Genomic DNA, 16,097 nt, shown 5'->3' with positions numbered 1-16,097 from the left:
CGCCGGTCACACCCGCAGATCCGCCCAGATGCCCGCGTGGTCGCTGCCCTGTACACCGACCACGCCGGAATCCTGACACGTCATCCCGCGGACGAGGATGTGGTCCAGCCGCAGCACCGGCACCGGGGACGGTGTCCCGGCCCGCGGCCAGGTGGGGGCGGCGAACAGCCCACCGCCGCAGTCGGCCATCTCCGACGAGCCGTCGGCACCCCTGACCAACCGGCGCAGTTCCGGGTGCGCGGTGGTGGAGTTGAAGTCCCCCGCCATGACCAGCGGTCCGTCCACGCCGGAGGCCCAGTCCCGCAGGTCGGCCATCTCGGTGACCCACCCGTCGACCAGGTGACTGTGTGCCGGGGCGTTGGTGTGCACGCCCATCATCGTCAGGTCCTCCAGCTCGACGACCGGGTTCTGGTGGCGGGTCAGGTGCAGGTCCGCCACGGACTCCGCGGCGGCCTCCGTCATCCAGGTCTCCCGGACCAGCAGCGCGGTCCCGCCACCGCGCGTCCTCGCGGAGACCGGCTGCAGCAGTTCGAGATCCGTCGCGTCCGCCACCGCAGACGCCTGGACGTCGGAACTCTCCGAGAGGACGACGATGTCGGCGTCCATGTCCTGTGCCATCTGCGCGAGGAACTCGTCCGAGGCCTGGTGGTACCAGGTGTTCACCGAGAGGATCCGGACCGTGTCGGCGTCCTTCTCCTCCGGCATCTTCTCCGCGACCCGGCTGAGTGCCCCGGGCACCAGCACCGTCGCGGTACACACCACCACCGCCGCCACCGTCGCGCCGACGGCTGCCCGGCGGGACAGCGTCAACCACACCAGTGCCGTCAGAGCGACGACCAGCAGTGCGAACCCCGCCGGCCACGCCGACTGGAGGAAGGGCACGATCCACGACCCGGTCTCCGGCACCCGGTCGGTGAACACACCCCACACCGGGGCGGTCATCCACCCCACGCCGAGGGCCAGCAGGAACACGACACAGCAGAGCCCCGCACGCTTCCAGGGGAAGGTGCGGGGCGGTGCTGCCGGGGTGGCGTCCGGTACAGACAAGAAGCTACTTCAGCATCTCGTCGGCGGCATCCGGGTCGCAGTCGTTGACGAGGTTGAGGCAGCGGATGTACTCGTCCTCCTCGCCGATCGCCCGGGCGACGACCGAGAGCATCATGATCGCGCGCAGCACGCCACGGTTCGGCTCATGGGACCACGGCACCGGGCCGGTACCCCGCCAGCCGTTGGAACGCAGGGCGTCCAGACCGCGGTGGTAGCCGGTACGGGCGCAGGCGTAGGCGGTGATCTTCTCGGAGGGAAGATCGCCCTGCTGCAGGTGGTACGCGGCCAGCGCGGCCCACACACCCGAGTCCTTCGGGTTCGCCACGGCCAGCGCCTCCAGCTCGCCCAGTGATTCGCCACCGGTGACGGCGGACGCCAGGGACGCCGGGAGTTTCACCTCCGGGTGCTCGGCACCGAAGAGGTCGCGTCCTTTACGGATCTGTTCAGCCATGCCGCTTACTTTGCCAGAGTGGTGCCGACGGAGTGGAGGTCGGTGCAGGCTTCGACGACGCGCACGCTCATGGCCTCCTCGGCCTTCTTGAGGTAGGAGCGGGGGTCGTAGACCTTCTTGTTGCCGACCTCGCCGTCGATCTTGAGGACGCCGTCGTAGTTGGCGAGCATGTGGCCGGCGATCGGGCGGGTGAAGGCGTACTGGGTGTCCGTGTCGACGTTCATCTTGATGACGCCGTAGCGCAGCGCCTCCTCGATCTTCTCCTTCTCGGAGCCGGAGCCGCCGTGGAAGACGAAGTCGAAGGGCTGGGAGCCCTCGGCAAGACCCAGCTTGGCCGAGGCGGCCTTCTGACCCATGTCCAGGACCTCCGGGCGCAGCTTCACGTTGCCCGGCTTGTACACGCCGTGGACATTGCCGAAGGTCGCGGCGAGGATGTAGCGGCCGTTCTCGCCGGTACCCAGGGCGTCCACGGTCTTCTCGAAGTCCTCGGCGGTGGTGTAGAGGTTGTCGCCGGCCTTGGCCTCGACGCCGTCTTCCTCGCCACCGACGACACCGATCTCGACCTCGAGGATGATGTTCGCGGCGGCGCAGGTCGGAAGCAGGTCCTTGGCGATCTCGAGGTTCTCGTCGATCGGGATGGCCGAACCGTCCCACATGTGGGACTGGAACAGCGGGTTCTCGCCGGCCTCGACCCGCTTGCGGGAGATCTCGACGAGGGGCCGGACGTAGGTGTCCAGCTTCTCCTTCTGGCAGTGGTCGGTGTGCAGGGCGACGTTGACGCCGTAATGCTTCGCGGCGTGGTGGGCGAAGTGGGCCAGGGCTTCGGCTCCGGCGACCATGTTCTTCACCGCAAGACCGGAGCCGAACTCGGCACCACCGGTGGAGAACTGGATGATGCCGTCGGACTCGGCGTCCGCGAAACCCTTGAGGGCGGCGTTGACGGTCTCTGACGAGGTGCAGTTGATGGCCGGGAAGGCGAAACCGCTTTCCTTGGCCTTGTCGAGCATGTCCCGGTAGACGGCGGGGGTGGCGATAGGCATGGAGGTCCTCCCTAGGTGTCCTCTATTTGACGCATGGCTGCACCCCAGTATGCCCGTTTCGGCGTCAGCGGGTGGTGTCGGGTGTGTCTCCGCTGACCTTCGCGGCCGCCTCCATGAGCATCCAGCCTGACAGCTGCACCGACAGGTCCCGCTCCGGCACCCCCAGATCGGCCCCGGCACCGGTGGCGATGGTGGAGCCGATCCGGTTGCCCGACTGCGGCAGGGCGGCGTCGTCCATCCAGGAGGATCCGAACAGCGGCAGGCCGTCGACCTCCAGACGGTGGTGCCACACTGAGTCGGCGGACTGCATCACCAGCCGCTTCGCCAGCTGACGGGTCGCCCGGCTAAGCCGGTCGTCACTGGGCAGGTCGGTGACGACCAGGGCGAGGTATCGGGCGAGGATGCCCTTGAACAGGCCTCCGTCTCCACCACCGTTGCCGTTGCCGCCCCGGCCCGTCCCCAGGCCGATGACGCCGTCCGGCGACGCCAGGTGTGAGGCCACGGCCTGCACCAACTGGTGGACGCGGGTGATGTGCTCGGTGCCGACCTCACTCACCGCGTGCTGTGGAATCCCCGCCTCGCGGCGCTGCGTCCGGGCGAGTTCGACAAGTGCCCCGAGAACGACGCCCTGGTTGTAGGTGTGGACCTGGGTGACAGGGTCCTCACCGTGCACACGCAGCCGCACCCCGTCCATGACCAGACCGTCGGTGTTGATCAGGCGAGGGTAGATCCACTCCACCAGCTGTGCGGCAAGGTCGGTCCGCCCGGTACGGGCGGCGAGGATCGCGACGGGTCCGTTGGTCGGGACATTGAAGAAGTTCTCGTCAACCTTCCACGGCAGGGCGCCCGTCAGCGGGTCGACGCCCTCGATGATCGACGCCTCGAGCCCCGGCAGGTACCGCACGGTCCCGTACTTCGGCAGGTCCTGGGCCCGGTGCATGGCCAGGGCGAGCCAGGTGCGGTCATCGTAGAACTCGTTGTAGGGCAGCGGCCGACGGTTGCGGATCCGCATTCCCCGGATGGTGCGGCGGATGGCTCGCAGGCGGAGCCCGGTGTCGCGGCGGGTCGCGGCGTCCACCTGGCAGTCGATGAAGTGGGCCTGCCACCAGTAGTGCCAGTGGTAGAAGAACTTGTCGCGGGTCGACGGCGGCCACGCGATGACGCCGAGGGTGGTCTTCGGGATCCCCCAGAGCCGGGACCCGTGCCGCTCGAAGACGGCCTGCTCGGCCAGATCTGCGCGGTGGTCCCAGAGTTCGTCCATGAGTCCGTTTCTACCAGGCATTTTCCAGGCTCGCGTGCTGCCTGATCCAGGCGTGCATCGCGATGCCCGCGGCCACGCCCGCGTTGATCGACCGGGTCGAGCCGAACTGGGCGATGCTCACCGTCATCGAGGCCCCTGCCTGCGCTTCGGCCGTGACACCCGGACCTTCCTGCCCGAACAGCAGCAGGCAACGCTCCGGGAGCTCCGCGGTCTCCAGGGGCACCGATCCGGGGGTGTTGTCCACGGCCACGACAACGAGGTCGTGCGCGGCCGCGTAATCCATGACCGAGTCCGTGTCCGGATGGTGCTCGAGGTGCTGGTAGCGGTCGGTGACCATCGCTCCTCGCCGGTTCCACCGCTTCCGGCCGACGATGTGGACGGTGTCCACGGCGAAGGCGTTGGCGGTGCGCACGACAGTGCCGATGTTCGAGTCGTTCTCGAAGTTCTCGATGGCGATGTGCAGGGCATGCCGACGCGCGTCGATGTCGGCGATGATCGCCTCGGTGCGCCACCAGCGGTAGGCGTCCACGACATTGCGGCGGTCACCGTCATCGAGCAGGTCCGGGTCGTACTCCTCACCGGTGGGGCGTGGGACGCCCGGATTCTCGGCCTCCCAGGGGCCCACCCCGACCGGGTGCGGGAACCACTCGGTGGGGCCGTTGCCCTCAGTCACGGGTGAGACCCTCGACGATCAGCAGCTGTGCGGCGACATAGGTCGCCATGACCAGACTGTCGACCAGCCCGTCGAGCACGCGGACCAGAGGCTTCTCCCCGGTGAGGAAAGCCTGTCGGGCGAGGATCAGTCCGTCGGAGAGGACGAAGAGGTTGCCGCCGAGCCCCAGTGGGGTGGTCTCTCCCTCATCCGCGGCGAGCACCGAAGTTCCCGCGAGCAGGGAACCGTAGCCGACGGCGGCGGGCAGGGCGGCCGGGGCGCCGGTCGCCGCAGTGACGACGCCGGACGCCAGCACCGGTGCACGCAGGGCGACCGTGTTCTTCCTCGGCCGGTGTCCGGCGTGCCACAGCTCGGCGATGTAGGACACCTGGTTGAGCGCGAAGGCCGCCGAGCCGCGGTTGAGGTTGCGGGCGCGGACCCGGGAATCGTCGCTGCGACCGTCCGCACCCATGAGGATGATGTCGCCGACCCAGCCCCCGGTCAGGCCTGCGACCACGGTCGTGGTCGCCTTCCGCTGACCTCGCGCCAGCACGGTGCCGGCGAGCAACGGCATCAGGGTGGGCTTGACGATGCGGGTGAGCCGGTCACCACGGCGTCCTGCCGCAGCGGCGACGACGGACACTGCCCCGGCGGCGAGATACGCGGTGCGCAGAGCACGGGCGGTGGACATAGGTGGTCTCCTCGGCAGACTCAGGCCAGGCCGAGATCGGACAGGCCGAGCAGGCTGCGGTACTCCACACCCTCGGCCTCGATGACGTCCCTGGCGCCGGTGGCCCGGTCGACGACAGTGGCCACACCGACGACGGTCGCGCCGGCCGCCCGCACCGCGGCGACGGCGGTGAGCGGCGAGTTGCCGGTGGTGGTCGTGTCCTCGACGACGAGGACGCGGCGGCCCTCGATGTCCGGCCCCTCGATACGGCGTTGCATGCCGTGCTTCTTGGCCTCCTTGCGCACCACGAAGGCGTCCACCCCGTCACCGGAGTGCATGACCGAGGTGGCCACCGGGTCCGCACCCAGGGTCAGGCCACCGACGGCGACGTAGTCCCAGTCGGCGGTGAGCTCGCGGAGCAGTTCGCCGATGAGCTTCGCGGACTCGCGGTGCAGCGTCGCGCGACGCAGGTCCACGTAGTAGTCGGCCTCCTTGCCGGAGGAGAGAGTGACCTTCCCGCGGACGACGGAGAGTTCGGTGACCAGCTCAGCGAGCCGCTTCAGCTTCTCGGGGTTGACGGTGGGTGCGCTCATGGCAGGCTCCTTACGGTGACGTGTTCGACCACCGATAGTACGGGCCCCGACGGGCGCTCAGTTGTCGGGGTCCGTGACGTCCGGATCAACGACTTCAGGGTCGACGACGTCGTAATCGTCGGTGGAGTCGGCGGAATCACGGTCGGCACCGGCATGCCGCGCGTCCGGGCCGCGGTGGCGTCCCCGGGAGACAGTGCCGGTGGGACCGGTGGAGCTGGTGGAGGTGGAGCTGGTGGAGTCGGAGAAGATCGTCGCGGACGTCCCGGCCCGCACGATCCGGGGCCCGTCGTCGTCGGAGACATCGGCCGTGGGCTCCTCGCCCAGTGCCGGGATACTGGTCAGACCGTCTTCGGTGACGTCCTCAGGCCATGATCCGTCGAGGTCTGCCTCGCCGTAGACCTGCCCGCGGGACCGGGTCGGGAACTCCACCGGATCGGAGGGACGCTCTACCTTCGGGTGCGCGGGCTCTCCGGTCTCCTCCGGCTCAACGGCGTCCCCGGTCCCCGCCTCGGGTTCAGGCTCCGGAACAGCGGGGGCGTCGGGCACGGCACGCAGGTGCCCGGGGCGCGCGGTGGCGGTGTCTCCGTCAGCGTCGTCCGCGGCATCTGCGGCGGACGGATCGACCGGGATGAGTACCCCGGACGCCGGACGGGGACGCGTCGGATCGGCGACGGAGATATCGAGGGTGGCGGTGGTCACCAGGGGCGGGAGTACCCGGGCAGCGGAGCCCAGCGCCGCCAGGTGCGGCAGAAGTGCGTCCCAGCGGTCCGCGTCGGTACGACGGGCACACCGGGCCACCACCCACGCCCCGGAGAAGGCGACGTCGGAGACCACTCCGGACAGCGCGGCGAGTGCCTCGTCGACACGGCTGTCGAGCATCCGTCCGACTGCCCGCGTGTCCGAGGCGTAGACGGTGAAGGGCATCCGGTCGAGGTCGGCGTCATGCCGCATCCCGGCCGGCATCGCGGCAGCGGTGGTGACGTGGACATCGACCGGGGAGTACGCACCCCGGCGCAACGCCAGGAGGGTTGACCCGGCAACATCGGCGATGTGTACCTGGTGACCGTCGAGGAACCCGGAAACCAGGTCCCGGGCCGCAGGCCCCTGGTCGGTCGCGGAGATCTCGCGGATCAGGCTGACCGGCCATTCCGCGGTGAGGAAGGCATCCTCCCGGGTGTACTCGAAGCCGTGGGCGGTGGCCCAGTGCCGCCGCCCCCGACGACCGGTGAAGCCGGACGACCCCGGGGCAGGAACCGCTTCCGGCTCAGGTGTCCCGCCCGTGGCTGCGTCCTCCCCGGACTGTTCTTCCTGGTCGGACGCCGGTTCCCGGTCACTCCCCTGCTTCGACCCGGAGGCAGTGGCATTGACAGGGGCAGCGGCCGACGGCCAGGCGGACGGGCGTGCCCGGTCAGCTGACGGCGTCCCGGCCTCGTGACGGCCCTGTTCCCGATGTTCCCCCGGTGCCGCCGGTCGCGAGGCACGCAGGAACAGGCCCGCGGCCACGAGAAGCAGCACGAGCCCGAGAACGAGGGCGACAACAGCGAAAGACATCAGGGCACAGTGTATGAGACCTAGACGTTGTCTGCGGCGTAGGCCTCATGGTCGAGGAGGTCGTCGGCTGCGGGAACCACAGTGACGGTGACCTCGTAGAGCCAGCCGGCACCGTAGGGGTCCTCGTTGATGATGCCGGCGTTGTCGGCGATCTCCTCGTTGACGGCGGTGATCTCGCCGGAGACCGGGGCGTAGATGTCGGAGACCGACTTGGTGGACTCGACCTCGCCGAAGGGCTCGCCGGCCTCGATCTCGGTGCCGACCTCGGGCAGCTCGGCGAAGACGATCTCACCCAGGGCGTCGGCCGCGATGTGGGTGATGCCGACGCGCACGGTGTCACCGGCGTTGATGTCGGTCGAGTTCACCCACTCGTGCTCCTCGGAGTACAGGCGGTCGGTGGGAAGTGCAGTCATGGTTCTCTCCTCAGTGTGGTTGGGTGCAGTTTACTTTTCGCGGCTGTAGAACGGCAGCGCGACGACGGTGTACGGGAAGTCCTTGCCGCGGATGTCGACGATGACGGTCGACCCTTCGGCCGCTGATCCGCCCTCGGCTGCGGCTTCGGTGGTGACGTAGCCCATCGCGACCGGGTGGCCGAGCGTCGGCGAGAGCGCACCGGAGGTCACCTCACCGATCCGGTTGCCCTCGGCATCCCGGATCTCGTAACCGCCACGCGCGGCACGCTTACCCTCACCGGCCAGGCCGATGCGGATCTGCTTCGTGCCCTGCTCCTTGGCGGCGATGATGGCCTCACGCCCGACGAACTCGTCCTTGGACTTCGTCGCGGCGAGGATACCGAGACCGGCATCCACCGGGGTCAGGTCCAGGGACAGCTCGTTGCCGTAGAGCGGCATGCCGGCCTCCAGGCGCAGCGTGTCGCGGGCGGCGAGACCGCACGGCAGGACACCGTACCGCTCACCGGCGGCGAGGGCGGCACCCCAGATCTTCGCGGGTGCTTCACCGGGGACGCCGGTGGCGTCGTTGTCGACGAAGATCTCGAAGCCGTCCTCGCCGGTGTAGCCGGTGCGGGCGATGATCGCGGGGACGCCGGCGACGGTGCCCTGGAAAGCGGCGTAGTAGCCGAGACCGGCGACCGCGGCGGCCACGGAGTTGTCCTCGGACGATGCACCGGATGCCTCGGGAGCGTCGGTGACCTCCTCGACGATCTGCAGCATGACATCGGCGGCCTTCGGGCCCTGCACGGCGATGAGCGAGATGTCGGTGGTCTGGTCGACGAGGGTGACATTGAAGTCCCCGACCCGCTCGGTGAGTGCGGCGAAGACCGCCGGGGCGTTGCCGGCGTTGGGGATGACCAGGTACTCCTCGGGAGCGAGGACATAGGTGATGAGGTCGTCGATGATACCGCCGTCGTCGGTGCAGATCATCGAGTACTTCGCCTTGCCGACCTTCACCGCGGAGATGCGGGAGACCAGGGCGTGGTCCAGGAATGCGGCGGCGTCCGGACCGGTGACCCGGACCTCGCCCATGTGGGAGAGGTCGAAGAGGCCGACGGCCTCGCGCACGGCGCGGTGCTCCTCGAGCTCCTTGCCGTACTTCAGGGGCATGTCCCAGCCACCGAAGTCGGTGAACTTCGCACCGAGTTCGGCGTGGACGGGGTGGAGTGCGGTCTCGTTACTCATTGTTCTCGCTCTCTGAATCGGAGTCGGTGTCGGACTCGGTGTCGGACTCGGTGTCGGACTCGATGTCGAAGGCGTCCAGCGGCGGGCAGGAGCAGACCAGGTTGCGGTCGCCGTAGGCGTCGTCGATGCGGCGGGTCGCCGGGAAGTACTTGTCCCGGCGCAGCGTAGCGACCGGGAAGGCGGCCTTGGTACGGGAGAAGTGACCACCGGAGACGGCGTCCTCGAAATCGTCGCGGACGACGGACTCCACGGTGAACGGCGCGTGGCGCAGGACCGAGTCCTCCACGGCGACGTCACCGGCGATGATCTCGTCGATTTCGGCGCGGATGGTCTTCATCGCGGTGATGAAGCGGTCCAGTTCGCCCTTGTCCTCGGACTCGGTCGGCTCGACCATGAGCGTCCCGGTGACCGGGAAGGCCAGGGTCGGGGCGTGGAAGCCGAAGTCCATGAGGCGCTTGGAGACGTCCGCGGCGGTCACGCCCGACTGCTTGGTCAGCTCCCGCAGGTCGAGGATGCACTCGTGGCCGACAAGACCGTTCTCACCGGTGTAGAGCGTGGGGACGGTGTCCGCGAGCTGCGCGGAGATGTAGTTCGCATTGACCAGCGCCATGCGGGACGCCTCAGTCAGCCCCTCGTCACCCATCATCGCGATGTAGGTCCAGGAGATCGGCAGGACGCCGGCGGAACCGTAGGTCGCCGCGGAGACCGGGCGTCCCTCCTGGACGCCGGGGGCGACCGTCGGGTCGTTCCACGGGTCGGTCGGCAGGAACGGGATGAGGTGCTCGGCGACACACACCGGGCCGACACCCGGGCCACCGCCACCGTGGGGGATGGTGAAGGTCTTGTGCAGGTTGAGGTGGCTGACGTCGCCGCCGAAGACACCCGGCTGTGCGAGACCGACCAGGGCGTTGAGGTTCGCACCGTCGATGTAGACCTGGCCGCCGGTGGCGTGGACCTTCTCGCAGACCTGGCCGACGTGCTCCTCGAAGACACCGTGGGTGGACGGGTAGGTGATCATGATGCCGGCGATCCGGTCGCTGTACTTCGCGATCTTCGCGTCGAGGTCGTCCAGGTCGATGGACCCGTCCCCGGCGTTCTTCACGGCGACCACACCCAGACCGGCGAGTGCGGCGGAGGCGGCGTTGGTGCCGTGGGCGGACGCCGGGATGAGCACCAGGGTGCGCTGGTCGTCGCCGTTGGCGAGGTGGTAGCGGCGGATCGCCAGCAGACCGGCGAACTCACCCTGCGAACCGGCGTTCGGCTGGACGGAGACCGCGGCGTAGCCGGTGATCTTCGCGAGCCGCTCCTCCAGGTCCTCGATGAGCTCGAGCCAGCCGGTGGCCTGCTCGGCGGGGACCAGCGGGTGGATGCCGGCGAACTCCGGCCAGGTGATCGGCTCCATGGAGATCGCGGCGTTGAGCTTCATGGTGCAGGAGCCCAGCGGGATCATCGTGCGGTCCAGAGCCAGGTCACGGTCGGCCAGGCGACGCATGTAGCGCATCATCTGGGTCTCGGAGGAGACCGAGTGGAAGACCGGGTGGGTGAGGATCTCATCGGTGCGCAGGATGCTGTCCTCACCACCGAGCGGTCCGTTCTCCGGCTCGAAAGCGGAGGTGTCGACCGTGGTATGGGCACCGGCGATGACGCGGACCAGGGCGGCGACGTCCTCGTCGGTGGTGGACTCACCCACGGAGACACCGACGTGGGTCTCGTCGACGAGGCGCAGGTTGAAGCCCTCGTCGCAGGCGGCGGCGACGACCGAGGCGGCATCGGTGACCTCGACGGTGACGGTGTCGAAGAAGAGGTCGGAGGCCAGGGTCAGGCCCTCACCGGTGAGACCGACGGCCAGGGCGACGGCGCGGCCGTGGAGCTCGGAAGCGATGGCGCGCAGGCCGGCCGGACCGTGCCAGACGGCGTAGAAGCTGGCGACGACGGCGAGCAGTGCCTGGGCGGTGCAGATGTTCGAGGTCGCCTTGTCACGGCGGATGTGCTGCTCACGGGTCTGCAGGGCGAGACGGTATGCCGGGGTGCCGTCGGCGTCGACGGAGACACCGACGATGCGGCCGGGCATCTTGCGCTGGTACTCGGCGCGGCAGGCCAGGAAGGCGGCGTGCGGGCCACCGAAGAACAGCGGGACGCCGAAGCGCTGGGCGGAGCCCACGGCGATGTCGGCACCGGCCTCGCCCGGAGACTGGACGAGGACCTGGGCCAGCAGGTCGGCGGCGACGGTGACGAGTCCGCCACGGTCGTGGACTGCGGCGATAACCTCGGGGAGGTCGGCGCGGAGTTCACCGGTGGTGGCCGGGTTGGAGATCACGGCGCCGACGATCACGGTGCCCTCTGCGTCCAGAGCCGCCACGGAGGCGGCGTCCACGGTGGTGATGACCACGGGGATGTCGGCGGCGGCGGCGCGGGCGAGGGTGATGTTGAGGCTGGAATCGTGCAGGGCCTCGTCCAGCAGGACGACGCCGCCCTTCTTCGCGGCCTTCGCGTTCTGGCGGGCCATCATCTGGGTGGCCTCGGCGACGGCGGTGGCCTCGTCGAGCAGGGATGCACCGGCGATCGGCAGGCCGGTGAGGTCCTCGACCATGGTCTGGAAGTTCAGCAGGGCCTCGAGACGGCCCTGGGAGATCTCCGGCTGGTACGGGGTGTAGGCGGTGTACCAGGCGGGGTTCTCGACGATGTTGCGGCGGATGACCGCCGGGGTGACCGTGTCGTAGTAGCCGGCGCCGATGAGCTGCTTCTTCAGCGTGTTCTTGCCGGCGAAGCCCTTGAGGGTCGCCAGGGCGTCCTGCTCGTCGAGGGCGGGGGCGAGGCCGATCGGGGCGGTCTGGGCGATGGACGCCGGGACCGCGGCGGCGGCGAGCGCTTCAGTGCTCTCGTAGCCGAGGGTGTCGAGGATGGCCTGGGTGTCGGTGGCGTTCGGGCCGATGTGCCGACGGAAATGGGGGGCTGCCATGTCTTCTTCTTCCTGCGCAGGGCTGAGCCCCGACGCACGGAGGGTGCTGTGGATGGTAGTCCTCCCCACTCTGTCGATGGTGCCTGAGAGCTTCAGCATGACCACGCTGGTGTGCTTTCGAGGGTGCCTTTCTCCTTCGGCGGCGGGTCACGGACGACGGTGACCTGCTCTTTCCAGAGTTGCCTCACCATGGCGGTACGGGTGCCTGAGAGTGTCTGACGGGGAGGTGTTTGCTCCTACGGCGGCCGGTTGGTGCCAGGTTTCCCTGACGCCAGAGCCGATCTCTCCCACCACGGTTACGAGCGGCGCATTCAGTTGTGGATCGCGCTTGAGTTCGTGCGGAGGTCAGTATAACCGGTGCGGTGACGTGGAACACGTCGAACGGCGGGACCTCCCCCCCGACCGGCTCCCTTTCTGACTCCCGTCCGCCCCTGTCCCGGAAAAGTGTTACCAGGAGACAGCACCTCATTTCGGCATTTCCCCAGGTCGCCAAAAGCAGGTCGCCAAAAGTACTACCGATGAAAACCGGTAACACTTTCTGACGCTCCACCGCAGTGACCGTCTGTCAGCCTCCGACCGCCACCACCGTCGCAACCACGGCTTCACCCCACCGGAGCCCGCGTGCAGGTAACAATGTAAGTATGACGAAACGACGCCTCCGCAACCCCTTCTCCCGCTTCAGCACTCCGGAGCTGCCCACCGTCGGCCCCGGAGACACCGCCCTTGTCACCGGAGCCACCTCCGGCATCGGCCGGGCCACGGCGACAGCTCTGGTGAAAGCCGGTTTCCGCGTCATCGGCACCTCGCGCAATCCGGGGTCCCTCCACTCGGTGGCGAACACCCCGGAGGAGGTCACCCTCGTCCCCCTCGACCTCTCCGACCCGGCGAGCATCGACCGGCTCCCGGGTGAGCTTGAGAAGATCAGGGCAGGCACAGTCTCTGTACTGGTCAACAATGCCGGCGAGTCCCAGAACGGCCCACTGGAGGAACTGCCGCATGACGCGATGACGCGTCTGTTCCAGATCAACGTCATCGGCCAGGTCGAGGTCACCCAGAAGCTCCTGCCCGCCATGCGTGACCAGGGCAGCGGCCGGATCGTCTTCGTCGGCTCGATGCTCGGCAGCTTCCCCCTGGCCCACCGCGGTTCCTACGGGGCCTCGAAGGCCGCGGTGAAGGCCTTCGGATTCTCCGCCCGACGGGAACTCCGCCCCTTCGGCATCGGAGTCTCCGTCATGGAACCCGGTGCGATCGACACCGGCATTTCCCAGCGCCGCACCGTCTACATCGACAAACAGGGCCCCTACTCCGACGAATTCGGCACCATGCTGAAGAACCTCAACGCCAACGAGGCCAAGGGCATCTCCGCCGACGAGGTCGCCGACGAGATCATGGAGGCGGTCACCGACCCCCGGCCGAAGCCGCTGTACGCCGCCGGTTCAAGCGCCGGTATCGCTTTTCCGGCGTCCCGCCTGCTCCCGCGGGACGCCATGCACGGGATCATCGCGAAGCGGCACGGCATCTGATTCCGTGTCGGCATCCGGACGGTCCCCGTTGAAGCGCCGGGAGTACAGCAGGTCGCGCCACGGAGAGCCGGACACGGCCAGCACCGCCGCCGCCATACCACCGGTGAACATGGATGCCCCGCTGATGACTGCGATCCACAACGGATTTCCCCCACCCGGCCCCTGTACCACCATGGTGACCAGCGCGCCGATGACACCGACCCAGCTGAAGGCGATGAACATCCGGTTGACGGGATGGCGCCGCGGACCGAAGTAGCCACGCTCGGTGCCCACCACACCGACCATGAACAGGAGCAGCTCGATGACGAAGAAGCCGTAGAACACGGCCGAGACATAGTCGGCGTCGAGTCGCTCGGCGACCCTGGTCATGGCGATGAGCATGAGGAAGGCCGCTGCAGTGGAGGTGAATCGGCGCAGCATGTCCCCAGTGTGCCACGTCTACAACTCGAAAAGAACGTCCCCCGGTTCGCAGGGCTCACCCGGCAGAAGACCGGTAGCCACGACGTTCTGCTGCATGGCGACGACCGGCACCAGCGGGTCGAAGCCGAGGCGCCCGAGCTGACGGGGCGCGTAGGTCGTGATCCGCTCCCCCACGGTCACCTGCTGCCCCTCGGTGGCGTGCGGGGAGAAGCCGGTGCCGTCGAGCATGTCGGTGTCGATGCCGAGCTGGGTGTACACCGCGGTGCCAGCCTCGGTGACGATGAGGAAGAAGTGCGGCATGAGGCGCCGCAGCTCCCCACTCACCGGGGCGACCACGGTGACATGTTCCACGTCGTAGTCCGGGATCACGGCCACGCCCGCCCCGAACGCACCGGAGGCGAACCGGGGGTCCGGGACCGACTCCAGTGGTGCCACGGTCCCGGACATCGGGGTGACGACCTGGAGTACGGGGCCGTCGGGGACGACTGCGGGGGTGTCTGCAGCGTCGTCTGCAACGGAGGTGGCGAAGGGTTCCATGGGGGACAGCATATGGTCTCCCCGATCAGTTCACCTGACAAACGGTCGGATTAACGGGTTTCACACACCGAGTGCCACCGGCAGATGCCGGTTGCCGGCCCACTGAGACCAGCCGCCGACGAAGTGGCGCGCCCCGGGCAGCCCGGCGTGCTCCATGAGAGCCAGGAACAGCGCCGAATCCACACCGGACCCCGAGTAGACGGCGACCTTCGACGGATCGACACCGTCCGGTCCACCGATCCCCCGGCGTGCCAGTCGCTCCGCCACGACCTCCGGATCAGCGACACCACCGGTCTCCAGGAGCAGCTCGACGGGGAAGTTCACCGCACCCGGGACGTGCCCGGCGCGACGGTCGTGGGGTTCGCGGCGTCCGATGAAACGTCCCTCGCCGCGGACGTCGACAAGCAGGTTGCCGGACGTGACCCAGTCGTCGAGTTCCTCGAGCTCGATGGTCGGCATTCCGCCGGTGGAGATCTCGAAGGTGCCGCGTCCGCGCAGGCATCCGATTCCGCCGGCGACGTCACCGCCGGCCGCCTCCCACGCGGGTGTTCCACCGGCGATGATCTTCACGTCGTCGACCCCCGCCCAGCGCAGCACCCACCAGGCACGTGCGGCCCAGAACATCCGGCCGGAATCGTAGATCCGCACCGGCACACCAGCTGAAATCCCCCAGTCGGTGACGAAGTGCTGGAGCATCGTCGGGTTGGGCAGAGGGTTGCGTCCGGTCTCCGGGGACGGAGTGCCGGCGAGCATGCGCAGGGGGTCACACCAGAAGGCACCGGGGATATGCTGCGAGACGTAGGCGTCCCAGGAAGCGTTGTCCTGCGGCGCCCAGTGTGAGTCGAGGATGATCATCCGGTCGCCGCGGGTGGTGGCGGCGAGAAGGTCGTCCGCCGAAAAGAAGGGGCTCATGCCCGCCATCTTAGGAGGACGGGGAAAGTTCTGCCGTCCGGGGACCGCAGGGGACTACTGAGGATGCCGAAACTCTCCGATACTCTGACGCCATGGACTTCGTCGATCCGTCAGTGAGGACGGTCTACTCGGTACTGGACCTGACCGGTGTGGTGCTTTACGGGATGATCGGCGCGACGATCGCACGCTCCCGCAACTTCGACTTCGTCGGCATCATCTTCCTGGCGATCATCACCGCCCTGGGCGGCGGTATGATCCGCGACCTGCTCATCGACAACGGACCACCGGCTGCAATGCAGGACATGAGGTATTTCGGCCTCGCACTCGTCGGCGCGGTGCTGGCGACGGCGATCCACATGAACTCGCGGGGATGGGAGATCTTCCGCGTCCACGGGGACGCCGTGGTCCTGGGCGTCTGGGCGGCGACCGGATCCTCGAAGGCGCTGGCCAACGGACTCCCGTGGTCCTCGGCACTGTTCCTCGGGGTGCTCACCGTCGTCGGCGGCGGCATGATCCGGGATGTGATGACCGGGTCGGTGCCGGAGATCTTCGGCGGGGCGACGCTCTACGCCACCCCGGCGGCACTGACCGCCACACTGATGGTGGGGATCTGGTCGGTCAACGAGTCCGGGGTGTCCGGGGAAGTCCCTGTGCTGTTCATCGGTATGATCGTCGCCCCGGCACTCGGCGCCGGGATGATGATCCTGTCCTACTGGCGGGGCTGGAAACTCCCCGGCACGCAGGACCTGTCCTGGGCCGCACAGCGCAAACTGCAGCGTCCGATGACGCTCGCCCGGGACATGGCGCGACGCCGCGGCCGGATGCGCCGGAAGAAGTAGTCCGG

Annotated in this window: 16 protein-coding genes and 1 riboswitch; of the genes, 2 read left to right on the top strand and 14 right to left on the bottom strand. The window is 68.5% G+C overall.

Annotated elements, in window-relative coordinates:
• Window positions 1-6 precede the first annotated feature (6 nt).
• The 11 genes from Q0A27_RS12870 to gcvP all read right to left on the bottom strand — a co-directional run bounded on the left by Q0A27_RS12870 (window position 7) and on the right by gcvP (window position 11,861).
• On the bottom strand, window positions 7-1,047 hold the full coding sequence (locus tag Q0A27_RS12870) for an endonuclease/exonuclease/phosphatase family protein (RefSeq protein WP_291476082.1): 1,041 nt from the start codon (window positions 1,045-1,047) through the stop codon (window positions 7-9).
• Between the two features lie 4 nt (window positions 1,048-1,051).
• Window positions 1,052-1,498, bottom strand: a complete 447-nt coding sequence (locus Q0A27_RS12865) for a DUF3151 domain-containing protein (RefSeq protein ID WP_291476080.1) — start codon at window positions 1,496-1,498, stop codon at window positions 1,052-1,054.
• Window positions 1,499-1,503: 5 nt separating this feature from the next.
• Window positions 1,504-2,538 (bottom strand): class II fructose-bisphosphate aldolase, encoded by a 1,035-nt coding sequence (gene fbaA / locus Q0A27_RS12860; protein ID WP_291476078.1) that lies wholly within the window; start codon window positions 2,536-2,538, stop codon window positions 1,504-1,506.
• Between the two features lie 64 nt (window positions 2,539-2,602).
• Window positions 2,603-3,799 carry a glycoside hydrolase family 76 protein gene (locus tag Q0A27_RS12855; protein ID WP_291476076.1) on the bottom strand — a complete coding sequence of 399 codons (1,197 nt, stop codon included), beginning with the start codon at window positions 3,797-3,799 and terminating at the stop codon, window positions 2,603-2,605.
• A gap of 10 nt (window positions 3,800-3,809) precedes the next feature.
• Complete coding sequence (locus tag Q0A27_RS12850) at window positions 3,810-4,472, bottom strand: RNA methyltransferase (protein ID WP_291476074.1); 663 nt, start codon at window positions 4,470-4,472, stop codon at window positions 3,810-3,812.
• Window positions 4,465-5,142, bottom strand: coding sequence for a lysoplasmalogenase family protein (locus Q0A27_RS12845; protein WP_291476073.1), 678 nt, complete (start codon window positions 5,140-5,142; stop codon window positions 4,465-4,467). Before Q0A27_RS12845 ends, Q0A27_RS12850 begins: the two co-directional genes overlap by 8 nt.
• A 20-nt stretch (window positions 5,143-5,162) precedes the next feature.
• Window positions 5,163-5,714 carry an orotate phosphoribosyltransferase gene (gene pyrE / locus Q0A27_RS12840; protein ID WP_291476072.1) on the bottom strand — a complete coding sequence of 184 codons (552 nt, stop codon included), beginning with the start codon at window positions 5,712-5,714 and terminating at the stop codon, window positions 5,163-5,165.
• 57 nt (window positions 5,715-5,771) lie between these two features.
• The gene (locus tag Q0A27_RS12835) at window positions 5,772-7,265 is read right to left on the bottom strand and encodes a hypothetical protein (RefSeq protein WP_291476071.1); all 1,494 of its coding nucleotides are present in this window, start codon (window positions 7,263-7,265) and stop codon (window positions 5,772-5,774) included.
• A 20-nt stretch (window positions 7,266-7,285) separates the two neighbouring features.
• Window positions 7,286-7,678 (bottom strand): glycine cleavage system protein GcvH, encoded by a 393-nt coding sequence (gene gcvH, locus Q0A27_RS12830; protein WP_291476069.1) that lies wholly within the window; start codon window positions 7,676-7,678, stop codon window positions 7,286-7,288.
• Between the two features lie 30 nt (window positions 7,679-7,708).
• A complete protein-coding gene (gcvT, locus tag Q0A27_RS12825; RefSeq protein ID WP_291476067.1) occupies window positions 7,709-8,902 on the bottom strand; it encodes a glycine cleavage system aminomethyltransferase GcvT in 1,194 nt (397 codons plus the stop codon).
• Window positions 8,895-11,861, bottom strand: coding sequence for an aminomethyl-transferring glycine dehydrogenase (gcvP, locus tag Q0A27_RS12820; protein ID WP_291476065.1), 2,967 nt, complete (start codon window positions 11,859-11,861; stop codon window positions 8,895-8,897). The genes gcvT and gcvP overlap by 8 nt, the downstream gene beginning before the upstream one ends.
• Before the next feature lie 60 nt (window positions 11,862-11,921).
• Window positions 11,922-12,048: riboswitch (glycine riboswitch) on the bottom strand.
• Window positions 12,049-12,502: 454 nt separating this feature from the next.
• Here gcvP and Q0A27_RS12815 point away from each other — a divergent pair.
• Window positions 12,503-13,384: an SDR family oxidoreductase gene (locus Q0A27_RS12815; RefSeq protein WP_291476064.1), complete on the top strand. Its 882-nt coding sequence runs from the start codon at window positions 12,503-12,505 to the stop codon at window positions 13,382-13,384.
• Here the strand turns inward: Q0A27_RS12815 and Q0A27_RS12810 are convergent.
• The 3 genes from Q0A27_RS12810 to Q0A27_RS12800 are packed head-to-tail and all read right to left on the bottom strand — an operon-like array spanning window position 13,298 to window position 15,253.
• Entirely contained in the window at window positions 13,298-13,804 is a 507-nt protein-coding gene (locus tag Q0A27_RS12810; RefSeq protein ID WP_291476062.1) for a hypothetical protein, read from the bottom strand. The two genes, Q0A27_RS12815 and Q0A27_RS12810, sit on opposite strands and share 87 nt — an antisense overlap.
• Window positions 13,805-13,822: 18 nt before the next feature.
• A complete protein-coding gene (locus tag Q0A27_RS12805; protein ID WP_291476060.1) occupies window positions 13,823-14,341 on the bottom strand; it encodes a PTS glucose transporter subunit IIA in 519 nt (172 codons plus the stop codon).
• Window positions 14,342-14,401: 60 nt separating this feature from the next.
• On the bottom strand, window positions 14,402-15,253 hold the full coding sequence (locus tag Q0A27_RS12800) for a sulfurtransferase (protein WP_367273328.1): 852 nt from the start codon (window positions 15,251-15,253) through the stop codon (window positions 14,402-14,404).
• A gap of 92 nt (window positions 15,254-15,345) precedes the next feature.
• Between Q0A27_RS12800 and Q0A27_RS12795 the strand changes: the two genes are divergently transcribed.
• Window positions 15,346-16,092 (top strand): trimeric intracellular cation channel family protein, encoded by a 747-nt coding sequence (locus Q0A27_RS12795; RefSeq protein WP_291476056.1) that lies wholly within the window; start codon window positions 15,346-15,348, stop codon window positions 16,090-16,092.
• Window positions 16,093-16,097 lie beyond the last annotated feature (5 nt).

The sequence above is a fragment of the Corynebacterium sp. genome (genome assembly GCF_022712275.1).
Taxonomy (GTDB): domain Bacteria; phylum Actinomycetota; class Actinomycetes; order Mycobacteriales; family Mycobacteriaceae; genus Corynebacterium.
The sequence above is the reverse complement of the archived record's forward strand: the minus strand, read 5'-3'. Positions and strand labels throughout refer to the sequence as shown.

Excerpts from the sequence above, each read along its gene's own strand:
- Q0A27_RS12865 (WP_291476080.1), bottom strand. The coding sequence starts at position 1,498 with ATGGCTGAACAGATCCGTAAAGGACGCGACCTCTTCGGTGCCGAGCAC.
- fbaA (WP_291476078.1), bottom strand. The coding sequence starts at position 2,538 with ATGCCTATCGCCACCCCCGCCGTCTACCGGGACATGCTCGACAAGGCC.
- Q0A27_RS12855 (WP_291476076.1), bottom strand. The coding sequence starts at position 3,799 with ATGGACGAACTCTGGGACCACCGCGCAGATCTGGCCGAGCAGGCCGTC.
- Q0A27_RS12845 (WP_291476073.1), bottom strand. The coding sequence starts at position 5,142 with ATGTCCACCGCCCGTGCTCTGCGCACCGCGTATCTCGCCGCCGGGGCA.
- pyrE (WP_291476072.1), bottom strand. The coding sequence starts at position 5,714 with ATGAGCGCACCCACCGTCAACCCCGAGAAGCTGAAGCGGCTCGCTGAG.
- Q0A27_RS12835 (WP_291476071.1), bottom strand. The coding sequence starts at position 7,265 with ATGTCTTTCGCTGTTGTCGCCCTCGTTCTCGGGCTCGTGCTGCTTCTC.
- gcvH (WP_291476069.1), bottom strand. The coding sequence starts at position 7,678 with ATGACTGCACTTCCCACCGACCGCCTGTACTCCGAGGAGCACGAGTGG.
- gcvT (WP_291476067.1), bottom strand. The coding sequence starts at position 8,902 with ATGAGTAACGAGACCGCACTCCACCCCGTCCACGCCGAACTCGGTGCG.
- gcvP (WP_291476065.1), bottom strand. The coding sequence starts at position 11,861 with ATGGCAGCCCCCCATTTCCGTCGGCACATCGGCCCGAACGCCACCGAC.
- Q0A27_RS12815 (WP_291476064.1), top strand. The coding sequence starts at position 12,503 with ATGACGAAACGACGCCTCCGCAACCCCTTCTCCCGCTTCAGCACTCCG.
- Q0A27_RS12810 (WP_291476062.1), bottom strand. The coding sequence starts at position 13,804 with ATGCTGCGCCGATTCACCTCCACTGCAGCGGCCTTCCTCATGCTCATC.
- Q0A27_RS12805 (WP_291476060.1), bottom strand. The coding sequence starts at position 14,341 with ATGGAACCCTTCGCCACCTCCGTTGCAGACGACGCTGCAGACACCCCC.
- Q0A27_RS12800 (WP_367273328.1), bottom strand. The coding sequence starts at position 15,253 with ATGAGCCCCTTCTTTTCGGCGGACGACCTTCTCGCCGCCACCACCCGC.
- Q0A27_RS12795 (WP_291476056.1), top strand. The coding sequence starts at position 15,346 with ATGGACTTCGTCGATCCGTCAGTGAGGACGGTCTACTCGGTACTGGAC.